This is a genomic window from Pantoea sp. App145 (assembly GCF_047947045.1).
In the GTDB taxonomy this organism is placed as follows: Bacteria; Pseudomonadota; Gammaproteobacteria; order Enterobacterales; family Enterobacteriaceae; genus Pantoea.
Window position 1 is genome coordinate 198,307 of record NZ_CP133292.1, and the last position, 12,684, is coordinate 210,990.

Genomic DNA, 12,684 nt, shown 5'->3' on the forward strand with positions numbered 1-12,684 from the left:
ATTATTACCGTCTACCACTTAACCTGATATTTCAGGCACACTCATCGCCATATGATGACAACCCTATGCCGTAGCAGCCCCTTCAATTACCAGCCCATCATGGGCGCTGCCATAGCTTCGGGAGCCTGCACATTTGCCGTCTGTGCTGCTTTAAGTCGGGACTGTATCTCTGCTTCAATCGCATCAGCTTTCTTCTGAGCTTTATCCTTGAAGTAATCCCGGATTCTTACCCAGCCACCCGCGATCAGGGTAAAAACGGAAACAAAGAAGGAAAACCACAGCACTATTGTTTCATATGAAGTCATTTAGTTTGTTCCTGCCTGAATCATAAAAAGAGACTTACCGCTTACTTACCTGATGACTTTTGGTCAATCGCCGGGAGTAATGTCGAGGTAATATTCTTTGCCCTGTAGAAACCGGCTTAAAGCATCCGGGGTCGATACGTGCATGCTGAGTTGAGTTGTTCGCCCGGTGTCAATTTTAACCAAGAGTTGTTTTCAGGGCTGTCATCAGTCACTGCGCTCAGATGAATAGTGCAACTCGAGTCGTCTGTGCACGCGGTCCCACAGCTGCTCAACAGCAGCGGCAGGCACAGAACGTTTAGCGCACTCATCGCCAGCCACGGCTTTCTGAATAACGACGATACGCTCCGCTGATTGCTGGTCAGTTTTCTGCTTTGCATCTGCATTCGCCTGGACGATGGTGTTGATGATGAAGACTGTCTTCAGCACATTAGCTGTTACCGTGCTGGCCTGTTTTGCAGCATTCTCAGCTGTATCAGCCCGGTCGCTGTTACTTTTGTACTGGTAGCCGAAATAGCCTCCAGCGCTGATCAGCATGATTAGAAGAACGATGGCGATCCACTCTTTAGTCTTTGCTGTCATGGCCTTGTCCTTTGATCTACAAGGCGACCGATGACCCCACACAGGGCGACAACTGCCGTTACCGTTCCATGTATTCAGCCGGGATGTGTGATTTGAGGTCGTCAGGAAGCGACACCCATGTGACCGGGATAACGCCCGCAAGCGTCAGGCAGTGGATGGAGAACCAGCGCCAGCAGCGTTTCCAGTCATCAACTAAACGCATATCATACCACCAGGACCGATTTAGCCTTCAGAAAGCAGGCGCGCCGATTATCAATACCGTTCCGGCCGCCATTGATAATCTGCGTTACGCGTACAATGTCGCCTGGGTACTTAAGGCACCCACTGGTGACATAGAACCAGGCAGCACTGCGGGGGGCCACCAGCAGTTCAGGTGCGATACCAGATAGACATTCAGACCATTACCACAGTTGCGGTAATTCGTCAGGCCAGTGCTCTGGATAAGACCGCGACCGTGATAGAGTCAGCCGCCACCCGCTGTGTTATTACCCATGCGTTTGCTGTAAACGAGGTTGGCGATTGCACGCTGGCGTACCAGCGGGAGGGGTAACTCACCGGGATGGCGACCGGGTGCGGTAACCTGGTCCTGCGTAATTCGCCCTGCGCTCACAAATCTCCCCAGTCCGGCAATGCTGTAATTGAAACTCTCAACCAGACTGGTGAATCCGGTGCTTTCATGGCCCGCCTGGGCAATGAACATCGCCCGGTCAACTGTCGCCGTGATGCTGAATTCCTTCATCGCTGCATCGAGATGCGGAATCCGGCGCTTAAACCAGCCGCCTGCTGAAATTGTGTCTGATTCATTAATTACGCCTTAGGATTGCCACCAAAGCGGATGGCAAGGATATTCAGGAGCAACTTACGGAACTGTTCGACGCCGATAAAACCAATACCGCCGCCAATACCGATGGAGAGTGTTTTGGAGATGGAGAGATATTCAAGCCCGGAGGCGGCCGTCAGCGTCAGAGCACCGCACAGCAGCCCTTCCAGCAGCATCTCCAGCCACCACCACTGTATGCGATGCGCACTCCGGCCATGACAACACCAGGCAGGACTGTACCAACCGGTATATCGCCTTGCCACCAGCTTTGCAGCAGCTCATAAATGTCCGGTCATGAATGCGGATCATTATTCATTTTCATGGTCTCTACCCCTTAAGGGGACTTGAGTGATTCGGAATTGTCTACATCCTGAACAGAGCAAGCCCGGTTAAACTTTTCTCTGTGGTGAAAAAAGCCCTGGACTTAGCTGACTCGGTGCCCCTGAATGCAGCAAACCCGCGAATACGCGGGTTTTTTATTTAATGAGCAGGAATGAGAAAAAGCCGCCGGAGCGGCCTGATGATTTCCTCGGATGAGCACTGCTACGCACCTGGCTATTTACCGGACAGGAAATCTATTGGAGTTTTTGCTTTTATCCCCAATATCCGGGCAACAATGAACACATAACCAGCATTGCACCCCCATTGAACGGGTATGCGTAAGCGCACCAACGAAAGAGTAAAAAGTACCAATAAATTTCCTGTCTTTTCTGAGAGGAAGATAAGTACACTCTTCCGAGTGGAGGCAATAAATACCTCTACGCCATTCAATAATATAATAATATTTACCATGCATTTTACATTCCTCACTTATTGTAAAAGGGGAATGATTATTGATGAAAAAACGCACAGCGATTGACGCGCAGCAGATTCTGTATTGAGGCAACGAAAAAGGCCCGCCGAAGCGAGCCTTTAATTTGCTGAAGATTGTAGCTATGTCTGCGGTGCCGGGCGCTAACCGGTGAGTAAAGTGCAGTCCCTTTACCCGCATGCTCAGACAGCTCATCCGGAGCCTTGACTACTTGCCCTGCCGCTAAACAGAATTCACCGCATTAGTGACAGATTATACTTTAGAAACGCTTAATTAAAGCCCCTGATGCCAGCGTGGTGCTGGAGCGCCGGGTGCCTCCCGGTGAGCCTTTGCACAACCAACAGTGGCCCGCATGTGTGCTTTCAAGGTTGTTCTGCCCCTACGCTTAGTGGGATTCGTTCCAGCGCAAAAATTATAGAACAGATGGTCTGCGGTGCCGGGTGCCTCCCGGTGAATCAGAACGGCCAAACTGATTCGCTCTGGGGTTGTGATGCATGGTGCCTGGCCAAGCCCCACCGCATAGGGGGATTCACCGCATTAAGCCCATAATAATATTGATTTAAGTCAAATAAAACCCTGCCCCACATCGACGCTAATTACCAGGTTCGTCAGCCGCAGGGGCAATCTGGTGTGCGGTTGGCCGCTACGTGCTGTTTACCTCAGCGTTCTACTGAAAGGTTCTATTGACTGAGCACCTATTACTCATTCTGTATGGTTGAAATGCGCCGAGCGTGGCGCGGATATGAAAAAGTCCACCGAAGTGAGCCTTTGAATTTAGTGCAGATTGTGATTATTGCTAGAATGCCGGGTGCCTCCCGGTGAGCAGTAAAAGTCACAATCCTGCCCGCAGCAATGTTCTAAAATGACTTTGCCCCTCCACATAGGGGGGATTCACCGCTTAATAACCATAGCAGAGAAAAGAATATTTGGTGCCGGTACGCCGGGTGCCTCCCGGTGAGCCTCCCAGTCATAAGGCCCGCGAGCAAGGATCGTCACAACATCATCAAAAAGACTGTTCGCCCCTCCGCACAGGGGGATTCGTTCCGGCTTTGGCTTCGTCTGCGGTGCCGGGTGCCTCCCGGTGACCCAGCCACGGCATCGCCGGGTCGCGCTTCACAGGTTAGTACTTCACCGATACGCCCCACCGCATAGGGGGATTCACCGCATTGACACCAAAGTATCAAACTGGTCTCCCAAATAAAACCATGCCACACATCGGCGTTAACTACCCGGCTTGTCAGCCGCATGATTAATTCGGGAAAGCTGACTTTTTTTGTCGGACCAGCGCCGTGCGCTACTGGTGGCCATCAGAGTGTGATTTCTGAAACAAAAAGCCCCGTCGGTTAAGACAGGGCTTTCGACCTGAGGTATGGGAGGTGTCAGGAGCGTCATGGAGTACACATCAGGCGGTAATTTATTTACAAAACCATGTACAGGGCGTCAAGACCCATTAAACAAAAAGCCCCGTGGATTACACGGGGCTTCCGGCCTGACATGCGAGATGAATGATTGGACTAGCGAACGAAACATATCAGGCGATGATTTATTAACAAAATCTCCTCTGAACTGTCAAGCCCCAGAGCAGAAAACCTGCTCGATGGCAGGGTTATGGAATTCAGTCGCTTGCGGATGCAGCTTTGCAAAGCATAGAAATATTTAACCTGTTTTTGTGCCAACTTTCAACGGGAAGATTTCGCGGTTTAAATTAAACGCATCGTTCATGGGAAGATAAAGCGCATATTAAGCCGCATTAAGCCAGGTACTAACCCTGCGCTGGCTGGTTCTCCAGGACCATTCGGGGTGTACTTCATTCAGTTCACGCGCGATTTCAGATTGTTTCTTTCCGCGCCCCAGGTAACGCGCTTTGAGGATGGATAAAAGGCCGGGAGAATTAATCAGTGTTGCCCCGATAACCTTATCCATTAGAGCCCCCTCTTCATTTGTGCAAAAAACCAGATTGCTCAACACGCTTTCCTCCTGGAGCTGGAACATCCAGTTTTCAAGCTCATCATTGCGGCAACGTGATTTACGAAGTTCTTTTATAGCTTTTACTAGGTCTTCACGCGTGACCTTTCCACTGGACAGCATGCGCTTAAACATATTCACCGCTTCCGGCATGTCACTGTAGTGGCGCAGCGCCCCCACATTTTTAACTTGCCCTGTATCCATACACTTTCCAATGTGCGATGGCGCAAATCTTTTCCGTCTGCTTTTCCCGTAGTCGATGGGTAGATCATAGTATTCCTTCGTCTCTTAGGATGTGCTGGGTGCGGCCCCCCCTCTGCGTGAAACAGTCGGAGGTCTTCGCGTGTGAAAGGGGTTTTGATTCTGCCGCCTACGGCATCAGGGCAGGCACTGCAGGCAAAAGCCGCCTGAGCATCGTTGGGTTTCCGGTGCCGCAGGTACCCGCCAGGCGGTAATGTGCCAGCACTGTTGTTTCGTTACATACACCGGGCACACGAAGCTGGCACTCGCGGCCACGCGCTGTTTTGCGAAGATTCACTGAGCGGGCCATTGCGATCCTCCATTAAGCTGCTGATGAATGCGCTTTCCGATCCAGCGCATGACAGGAACAGCCATGCTATTACCAATGGCGCGGTAACGCGGACCATCAGCGGCGGCCCGAAGGCAATCTTCAAAACTAAGTTTGCCGCCACGCATGAGGTATTTAGCATAATCCGCTTCGATTTTTTCCGGCCGTATGGTGCGACCAAACGGGATTAGGGTGTGATTATCCGGGAAACCCTGAAGGCGTTCGCATTCAACTGGTGTCAGGCGGCAAACCTGAAGCCCATGCTTCACAACATCGGATGATGCTCTGCTGTCCTGGGTGAATGCCACATCGATCTGATAACCCTTCCCCTGTGGCCCCGCTTCATCCTTCCGGCCAATGGTCGCATGCTGAATACAGATAGCCGGTGGCTGGCCGCTATTAGCGTGGATTTTATCGTGATTTCCGGCGCGGAGAGTCGGTGATAAATCAACAGTCGCATCAGCACCATCATCTTTGTAACTGAAGGCCATAACCGCATTTTTCTGGCCGTGATTCCTGCCCAGTGTATGGGCAAGATTTTTATTGGTGTCAGGGTCCTGTGTGCCATACACAGCAAATGTCTCAACATCAAAATCAATGCGCTGTCCCTTGGCCGTCAGGCATGCGGTAACATCAATACTGCCGCATGTATTGCCACCACCAAAAGCATACTGGGCAATCAGGTGTCCGGTTTGTCCCTGGTTGTCATCTGCACCGCATGTTCCAACGCCGTTTGCAGTAAGGGCGGCAACTGCCTTCCCCTTCTCTCTGCTCGGCGCAGTATTCCGGCGCAGGCTTTCGGGCTCAAAAAGTACCGCTGCGGGATCAAAGTCTGTTCGAGCACTTGCGACAACGAACACACGGCGGCGTCGTTGGGCCACTCCGAAAAATTGAGCGTCAAGCACTCGCCAGGCGACAGCTCTTTTTGGTCCCAGCACATAACCAGAGTTCGCCCATTTTCTCCCTGGTGATTCCAGTTCACAGCTTTCGCCGGCAAGCCCCGCAAGAAAACATCCGAAAGCGTTATCTCTGGTGTTAAGTACTCCGGGGACGTTTTCCCAGACGCAGATTGCGGCGGGGTAGCCGTCTGCGGTTCGTTGTCCATCAATAGCATTTAGTAAAACATGAAATAATCGCATTCATTTTTATTTTTGTTATATCAATAATATACGAGCGATTTATTGTGAAGAAATCCTTATAAAACATACAATTATGTACACTTTAAATTTGTGCATTTATCTTACTGCTGTTGGTGGGATTGATAGAAATGAGGTATGCAGAATTGCGCCTTAGAAATGGGTCCTTCCAATCCAAGGCTTTAATCGGGAGAAAGAAAGTAATTCAAATTGTCGGCCCTGCACCGTCCCACGCCCGGGTCACTACCACGCCACCCCTCCGAGCATTCACACCCGATCATCATAATCTTTGCCATCCAGTCTTCTGACCATGTGGCCATCATCTGCACTGATTAACACTATAAAAGGGTGCTGGTGGTTCAGGTGATCGACCAACTGATTGTCTAATACTGTTAATTTGTCAGGATGGGCTTAAAGCGATCCCTGGGATAGCATTAAAGGGATTAGTGGACTCAGTGGCCCACTGAGCCTTGGTGAACAGACACATAAACTCAACCATTATTACTAAGTGATGAAGCATCTAATAATTCCTGCACTTACCACACTCGTAGTGATAATTATCATTTTCTTAGCGATGACAGATTACAGCCCTTTTCCGTGGTAGAAGTATGCTGGCAGCTTGTTCAGAAAGAGATTGTTCTGAAACACCAACACCGTTTTAGGAAACAGCAAGCATTGGCGCAGGGAGTTCTGGTTCTGAGAGGAATTAAGTATGAAAATCGGATATCTGTTCCCGGTGGCCATCATCGTCGCCGGAGTGGCTCTATTGGTTTGGTTCATCGCAAGCGGGGCTTATGCACCTGGCGGATGATGGGAGCGTTTGAGAGATTGAGTAAGGAGTGAAGGGATGATCATTCTTCATAAATCATTTAAACGATTAGCTGTCGTAGCCGTAGCGTTAGCCATAATTTTCTTCCTGGCGGGATGTGAACTATACATTTGGTAGGCCGGAAGATACATTCACCTATGCCACGCTGGGGAGCTGGCAGGAAGTTGTATCTCAGGGATGAGTTTACATCGACCTGGGAGATGGCGTGGCAAATCGTTACTTCAAGCCCAAACATATGCTGTTGGCATATATCATCGTTGGTTTGGCTTATCTAATTGTAATTCTTGTATCGGCATTAGCATGAATCATAGAGAAATCAGACAGATAAGAGAGAAGGCATTTATTCCGAATTTATCAGATAATTATAATAACTATGCTTTATCACTCTCCCCCGGAGCCTGGCTATCACCACTCCGGGATTTTTTTGTACTATAAATGCCTGCTGCTACACTTAAAAAGCGACATGCCACACCGACATGTCGTGAGCTGTATTATTCGTACCTTGGTGAACCTGATTATCACAGCCCGCATGTGTGCGGGCTTTTTTACACGGTCCGCATCCGTTGTAAACTATCTGAGCGGCATGCTCCCAACATGCCGCACCCGAATATCCATGGTAGAACTTGCCCGCGAACACCGAACCCGGAGTGTGGGCTTTTTTATGTCAATTGCCACTCAAAATTTGAATCAGTTCATCAAAATTTAATCATCGTTCCAAATGTGTACAAATATTTCATTGTCGCTACTATAGAGATGCACTGCACACAGCAATTGTGGTGCGAAGAGATTTCCTTGGATTGAAACACTTCCAGCCTGCAAGTAGCAGGCTTTTTTTGCACCTATCATTTCCGCTGCTAAACTAACTAAACGGCATGACCCCCAATATGCCGCGCACAATATCCATGGTAGAACTTGCCCGCGCTATTCCAACCCGGAATGCGGGCTTTTTTCTGCCAGAAGTCCTTAGGAGACTATTCTGACAGACCTCCCCCGTTCCCCTTACCTACCCTTAAATGGCTACACGCAGCCTGATGATTGCGTGCGAGCGTATGAGAGAATTGCAGGCATCAAAGCCTGAAGTGTCCATTTGCCCGCCGAGTGCGGGCTTTTTTTTGCATTTGTGATCAGGCTAACTTGCAACCACCAATGGCTCGGCTACAAGTTATGTATACAGGTTCTATTACATCATTCTGCAAGAGAGGTTGCCCGCGCTTTCCCAACCCGAAGCGCGGGATTTTTTTGTGCATTCCTTTGCCAGTGCTAAAATTGTAATGCGGTATGACACACCCATGCCGTGAGCTGAAGTCGTCTTTTTTGGTGACCCTGGTTATCACAGCCCGCCCAAGTGCGGGCTTTTTTTGCACTGTCGCCACGGGTTGCTAAACTGAACTTGCGGCATGGCACAGCATGCCGTTCTCACAATATCCGTCGTGGAGCTTGCCCGCGCACACCGATCCCGGAGCGCGGGCTTTTTTGTGCATTACTCTGCTGCTTAAATTTTAATGCAGCTATGCCACACCAGCATACTATTCCGACAGGATCTTCCCATGCCCACCCCATATTCGCGGCACAACCAGGGAAATAACGTAGATCACCCCCCCCCCTTGAATCCCTCCGCTACCTTTGGATTCCATGTGGCAATTGTCAGATATTGATCGATTTTATAGATCTATTAGATCGATTAATCGAATTGAAAGGAATCATGATTAGGAGGGAAATTCAGTGTTAAGTGAGATGAAATCATTTTGCGCTCGCACCAAGCACATAAGAAGGAAATGGGATGCAGATAAGTAATGATCAGCTTGAAATGCTGGCTGTCTCTGATGAGACAGAGATGGTGAAATCAATAGCATCAGAGCTGCTGGATTCAAGAAGGGGCAGGTCAAACCTCGGTATATATGAAGAATTAAGACCGAGGTTTTACCCTAAGTTTGAAGTGGTTTTCATGGATGAAAACAAAGTGTGTGGCTACACATTACACACGGGAAGGTTTTCCTCATTTAAGAGGGAAAACTTTGATAAAAACTTCAGGAAAACAAATGATTAATTTGTAGTCACATATCACCGGCCGCCTTATATATCGGCTCCTGCGTTAAGATGTCTTTTTTCCTGGTTACGTAGCGCCTGCTGTTCTGCTGCCGGTATATAGCGATAAACTGTCTGAGATGAGAGTTCCAGCACCATCGCAACCTGATTAAGTGTCGCACCGTTAGCAATCATCCTTCTGGCCCTCTCCACGACTTCCGGCGTCATAATTCTCTGGCGACCACCAATACGCCCTTTTGCCCGCGCAGCGGCAAGACCTGCCGTCGTTCTCTCCACAATCAATTCGCGCTCCATCTCTGCCAGGGCACCCATGATGTGGAAAAAGAAACGGCCCATTGGCGTTCCTGTATCAATACTGTCTGTCAGGCTTCTGAAATTGCTCCCCCTCTCTTTCAGTTCCTCGATCAGCATAACCAGATTGCGCATGCTGCGACCGAGGCGGTCAAGTTTCCACACCACCAGCGTATGGCCCGCTTTCGGTGCTTTAATCGCCCTGCGCAGGCCAGGCCGGTCAGCCTTCGTACCGCTTATTTTATCCTCGAAAATCAGCTCACAATCTTCACTCTGAAGCGCCACCCTCTGTAAATCTGTGTTCTGGTCATTTGTTGACACCCTGACATAGCCAATCAGCATCGGTTTCACCTCGCAAAAACAGAGATCGATACCGTATACAGGGAAACAAGGCCAGGGATTACTGTTCGCGCAAACCTCTGTCAGAGATTCAGTAACGGTCAGTTGTAATTGAACGAGGGAGGAGAGCGGTGCATTTGCACCGCAATTGAGTATCAAGTTAATTGCGGGTTTGCACCCAGAATGCATGAATCAAACCCGGAATATAGCCCATTAATGTCAATATAATGTTAAGCAGGAATGCCCAGCCAAATCCTTTCCCGATAAGGACGCCAAGTGGCGGCAAGAGGATAGTAATGACAACTCTCCAGAACCCCATACAAACTCCCTATAAATAAAATCATTCTCTGATAACTGTCTGTTTCTGCGTTAAGCATAGCTGCGTACGCTGAGACTGCCAGTTTATCTTATTAATTTCCCTGTTGTTATGTTGTGAACATCCTGATTCAAACCTGTGCTTCTGAGAAGAAATAATTTACAAGATTTACTTCTCATAAACCTTGATTAATCGGAATGTATTTTCAGCGCACGCCAGAAACCACAAAAACAACGATGCTTTCGAAATACTTACACGGAAGCCATGGATACGCTCATGAAATAGGAATAATCTTAATACAATTCAAATTCTAAAAAATCATCAACTATGCCAGTCATCCGTTTAATCTGTAAAAACTGCGGTTCAACAAGATTTACCGCCAGAGCTGGCACACCAGGGTCAGAATCAGTGACTCATATGCAATGTCGGGATTGTTCTGCACCTGTGAATGTGGACGATGTGATCAGATACAGGGATGATTATATCGCTCCGGGTATTCATTCCGCTGAGGAGCAATCATTGTCGAGAGACAGCGTTTACATAGTTCCGGGTGCCTGATTAGAAGGCGCACTCGCAAATGCGCCTTGTGATGATGACTGTTTAAATCGACAACCGAATCAGCAACCGGCACCAAGCCCTATCTTTTCAGCCATTATCTCAAAAGCCGTATTCAGAGCTTTATGACTGAAGCTGCTTTCCGATGTTAACAGTTGGAGTTGCTGAATCAGCTGCTCAGGTGTATCGACTTCCGCAAGCGGAACGTGCCTCACGGAGTCAAAAATATCGATAACAGCCAGTTCGCCTGCGTCATCAATGTAAGCTGATTCATTACCTTTCATTTCAATTACCTCATAGCTGTAACAAAATGAGTGTAATTCACAACTCCACATGATGCTTTGGCAAAAGCTGCCATAAAAATATAAATCTGATTCAGTAGGTTAACTAAACTGTGGTTTTTAATTCAGCCGCCGGCCCATCAACTGACGTTGCTGCCGGGGCTTATGCTGTTGCTGCCTGCGCAGCTTTCAGTCGCGTCTGCACTTCAGCCTCAATGGCATCAGCTTTCTTCTGCGCTTTCGCTTTGAAGTAATCGCGAATTTTTACCCAGCCCCCTGCGATAAGCCACAGTGCGGACGCGAGGGTTGAGAACCACAGCATGATAGTTTCATAAAAGGTCATCTGGTTTGTTCCTGTCTGGATTGTTCAATGTTACGGATGGCAGCTTTGTCCTGATTGCACTTCTCTACCACGGTCAGAAGCTGCTCGTACAGCGTGAGGCTGTCGCCCCAGGTCATCCGGTAAGGGATTTCGGGGATTACGCAGTCAATCAGCAGACTGGCTGGCAGTGGTACGGGCGGAGCCTGCACGTATTCGGTTCGCGTGGTCCCGCAACTGCTCAACAGCAGCGGCAGACACAGGGCGCTTAGCGCACTCATCGCCAGCAACGCCTTTCTGAATAACGACGATACACTCCGCTGATTGCTGGTCAGTTTTCTGCTTTGCATCTGCGTTCACCTGGACAATGGTGTTGATGATGGAGACTGTCTTCAGCACATTGGCCGTTACCGAGCTGGCCTGTTTCTCTGCTTTCTCGGCTGAATCAGCCCGGTCGCTGTTGCCTTTGTATTTGTAGCCGAAATAGCCACCGGCGCCGATCAGGCTGAACAGCATGATTAGAAGAACGACGGCGATCCCCGCTTTAATCTCTGCTGTCATGGCCTTTTCCTTTGATCTGCAAAGCGACCAATGACCCCACACAGGGCGACAACTGCCGTTACCGTTCCCATGTATTCAGCCGGGATATGTGATTTGAGGTCGTCGGGAAGAGTTGCCCATGTTGCCGGGATGACACCGGCCAGCGTAAGGCAGTGAATGGAGAGCCATCTCCAGCAGCGTTTCCAGTCATCAACTAAACGCATATCACACCACCAGGACCGATTTAGCCTTCAGGAAACGGGCGCGCCGATCATCAATGCCGTTCTGGCCGCCGTTGATAATCTGAGTTACGCGCACAAGGTCACCTGGGTACTTAAGGCACCCACTGGTGATATAGAACCAGGCAGTACTGCGGGCGGCGTATTCATCCTGCGCCAGCAGTTCAGGCTGCGATACCAGATCGGCTTTGAGGCCATTGCCACAGTTGCGGTAATTCGTCAGGCCGGTGCTCTGGATAAGACCGCGACCGTGATAGAGCCAGCCATCACCCGCTGTGTAATTGCCCATGCGCCTGCTGTAAACAAGGTTAGCGATTGCTCGCTGGCGTACCAGCGGGAGGGGTGGCTCACCGGGACGGCGACCGAGTGCAGTGGCCTGGTCCTGCGTAATTCGCCCTCCGCTCACAAATCCCGCCAGTCCGGCAATGCCCGATGACAGATGGGTATGACTGTTAACAGAATGCGCTGGCGGAACGGTTGAACGGTATCCTGAAGACGGAGTTCGTGCTGAGCCGGACAGCAGATATGAAAGAGGTGAAAAAATGGTGGATGAGTCGGTACAGTGCTACAACAGCGAACGTCCTCATCTGTCACTAAAATACAAAACCCCTGATGCACTGCATCAGGGGTTTTAAACCTGAAAAGGTGTCAACCTATATCAGGACTGGTCGTCACGGAAATAAAATAGGGCCGCCAAATCGAGCCTTTCATGTGAAGTGGATGTTAAAAATAACGCACTAAAACA

Annotated in this window: 12 protein-coding genes and 6 pseudogenes; 3 read left to right on the forward strand and 15 right to left on the reverse strand. The window is 49.5% G+C overall.

Features of this window, described 5'->3' with window-relative positions; all coding sequences use genetic code 11:
- Positions 1-86 precede the first annotated feature (86 nt).
- The 9 genes and pseudogenes from RCF31_RS23755 to RCF31_RS23795 form a co-directional block, all read right to left on the reverse strand.
- Positions 87-305 (reverse strand): DUF1378 family protein, encoded by a 219-nt coding sequence (locus tag RCF31_RS23755; RefSeq protein WP_416414152.1) that lies wholly within the window; start codon positions 303-305, stop codon positions 87-89.
- 204 nt (positions 306-509) lie between these two features.
- Complete coding sequence (locus tag RCF31_RS23760) at positions 510-884, reverse strand: DUF2570 domain-containing protein (protein ID WP_416414154.1); 375 nt, start codon at positions 882-884, stop codon at positions 510-512.
- Between the two features lie 58 nt (positions 885-942).
- Entirely contained in the window at positions 943-1,086 is a 144-nt protein-coding gene (locus RCF31_RS23765; RefSeq protein WP_416414155.1) for a hypothetical protein, read from the reverse strand.
- Between the two features lies 1 nt (position 1,087).
- A pseudogene (locus RCF31_RS23770) lies at positions 1,088-1,688 on the reverse strand (glycoside hydrolase family 19 protein).
- 3 nt (positions 1,689-1,691) lie between these two features.
- Positions 1,692-1,990: pseudogene (locus tag RCF31_RS23775) on the reverse strand (phage holin, lambda family).
- Between the two features lie 2,265 nt (positions 1,991-4,255).
- Positions 4,256-4,684: a DUF1133 family protein gene (locus RCF31_RS23780; protein ID WP_416413804.1), complete on the reverse strand. Its 429-nt coding sequence runs from the start codon at positions 4,682-4,684 to the stop codon at positions 4,256-4,258.
- Positions 4,685-4,692: 8 nt separating this feature from the next.
- Positions 4,693-4,752, reverse strand: a pseudogene (locus tag RCF31_RS23785) (hypothetical protein); the annotation flags it as partial.
- A pseudogene (locus RCF31_RS23790) lies at positions 4,749-5,030 on the reverse strand (DUF1364 domain-containing protein). The pseudogenes RCF31_RS23790 and RCF31_RS23785, both read right to left, overlap by 4 nt.
- The gene (locus RCF31_RS23795) at positions 5,015-6,187 is read right to left on the reverse strand and encodes a DNA cytosine methyltransferase (protein ID WP_416413805.1); all 1,173 of its coding nucleotides are present in this window, start codon (positions 6,185-6,187) and stop codon (positions 5,015-5,017) included. Before RCF31_RS23795 ends, RCF31_RS23790 begins: the two are co-directional and overlap by 16 nt.
- Positions 6,188-6,896: 709 nt before the next feature.
- Between RCF31_RS23795 and RCF31_RS23800 the strand changes: the two genes are divergently transcribed.
- Both RCF31_RS23800 and RCF31_RS23805 read left to right on the forward strand, forming a co-directional pair.
- Complete coding sequence (locus tag RCF31_RS23800) at positions 6,897-6,995, forward strand: YoaK family small membrane protein (protein WP_310616665.1); 99 nt, start codon at positions 6,897-6,899, stop codon at positions 6,993-6,995.
- Between the two features lie 1,798 nt (positions 6,996-8,793).
- Positions 8,794-9,060, forward strand: a complete 267-nt coding sequence (locus tag RCF31_RS23805) for a hypothetical protein (protein WP_416413806.1) — start codon at positions 8,794-8,796, stop codon at positions 9,058-9,060.
- A 26-nt stretch (positions 9,061-9,086) separates the two neighbouring features.
- Here the strand turns inward: RCF31_RS23805 and RCF31_RS23810 are convergent, their stop codons facing one another.
- The 6 genes and pseudogenes from RCF31_RS23810 to RCF31_RS23835 all read right to left on the reverse strand — a co-directional run.
- Positions 9,087-9,692 carry a recombinase family protein gene (locus RCF31_RS23810; protein ID WP_416413807.1) on the reverse strand — a complete coding sequence of 202 codons (606 nt, stop codon included), beginning with the start codon at positions 9,690-9,692 and terminating at the stop codon, positions 9,087-9,089.
- Between the two features lie 157 nt (positions 9,693-9,849).
- Positions 9,850-10,008: a YqaE/Pmp3 family membrane protein gene (locus RCF31_RS23815; protein WP_416413808.1), complete on the reverse strand. Its 159-nt coding sequence runs from the start codon at positions 10,006-10,008 to the stop codon at positions 9,850-9,852.
- Positions 10,009-10,622: 614 nt separating this feature from the next.
- Positions 10,623-10,844 (reverse strand): hypothetical protein, encoded by a 222-nt coding sequence (locus RCF31_RS23820; RefSeq protein WP_416413809.1) that lies wholly within the window; start codon positions 10,842-10,844, stop codon positions 10,623-10,625.
- 160 nt (positions 10,845-11,004) lie between these two features.
- Complete coding sequence (locus tag RCF31_RS23825; protein WP_416413810.1) at positions 11,005-11,184, reverse strand: DUF1378 family protein; 180 nt, start codon at positions 11,182-11,184, stop codon at positions 11,005-11,007.
- Positions 11,185-11,328: 144 nt separating this feature from the next.
- On the reverse strand, positions 11,329-11,721 hold the full coding sequence (locus RCF31_RS23830; RefSeq protein ID WP_416413811.1) for a hypothetical protein: 393 nt from the start codon (positions 11,719-11,721) through the stop codon (positions 11,329-11,331).
- Between the two features lie 204 nt (positions 11,722-11,925).
- Positions 11,926-12,366 (reverse strand): annotated as a pseudogene (locus RCF31_RS23835) (glycoside hydrolase family 19 protein); the annotation flags it as partial.
- On the opposite strand from RCF31_RS23835, the pseudogene RCF31_RS23840 reads away from it, so the two are divergent.
- A pseudogene (locus tag RCF31_RS23840) lies at positions 12,366-12,574 on the forward strand (integrase core domain-containing protein); the annotation flags it as partial. The pseudogenes RCF31_RS23835 and RCF31_RS23840 sit on opposite strands and share 1 nt — an antisense overlap.
- Positions 12,575-12,684 lie beyond the last annotated feature (110 nt).

What these genes read in the sequence shown, in the direction of transcription:
- RCF31_RS23755 (WP_416414152.1), bottom strand. Translation starts at nt 305, where the DNA reads ATGACTTCATATGAAACAATAGTGCTGTGGTTTTCCTTCTTTGTTTCC.
- RCF31_RS23760 (WP_416414154.1), bottom strand. Translation starts at nt 884, where the DNA reads ATGACAGCAAAGACTAAAGAGTGGATCGCCATCGTTCTTCTAATCATG.
- RCF31_RS23765 (WP_416414155.1), bottom strand. Translation starts at nt 1,086, where the DNA reads ATGCGTTTAGTTGATGACTGGAAACGCTGCTGGCGCTGGTTCTCCATC.
- RCF31_RS23780 (WP_416413804.1), bottom strand. Translation starts at nt 4,684, where the DNA reads ATGGATACAGGGCAAGTTAAAAATGTGGGGGCGCTGCGCCACTACAGT.
- RCF31_RS23795 (WP_416413805.1), bottom strand. Translation starts at nt 6,187, where the DNA reads ATGCGATTATTTCATGTTTTACTAAATGCTATTGATGGACAACGAACC.
- RCF31_RS23800 (WP_310616665.1), top strand. Translation starts at nt 6,897, where the DNA reads ATGAAAATCGGATATCTGTTCCCGGTGGCCATCATCGTCGCCGGAGTG.
- RCF31_RS23805 (WP_416413806.1), top strand. Translation starts at nt 8,794, where the DNA reads ATGCAGATAAGTAATGATCAGCTTGAAATGCTGGCTGTCTCTGATGAG.
- RCF31_RS23810 (WP_416413807.1), bottom strand. Translation starts at nt 9,692, where the DNA reads ATGCTGATTGGCTATGTCAGGGTGTCAACAAATGACCAGAACACAGAT.
- RCF31_RS23815 (WP_416413808.1), bottom strand. Translation starts at nt 10,008, where the DNA reads ATGGGGTTCTGGAGAGTTGTCATTACTATCCTCTTGCCGCCACTTGGC.
- RCF31_RS23820 (WP_416413809.1), bottom strand. Translation starts at nt 10,844, where the DNA reads ATGAAAGGTAATGAATCAGCTTACATTGATGACGCAGGCGAACTGGCT.
- RCF31_RS23825 (WP_416413810.1), bottom strand. Translation starts at nt 11,184, where the DNA reads ATGACCTTTTATGAAACTATCATGCTGTGGTTCTCAACCCTCGCGTCC.
- RCF31_RS23830 (WP_416413811.1), bottom strand. Translation starts at nt 11,721, where the DNA reads ATGACAGCAGAGATTAAAGCGGGGATCGCCGTCGTTCTTCTAATCATG.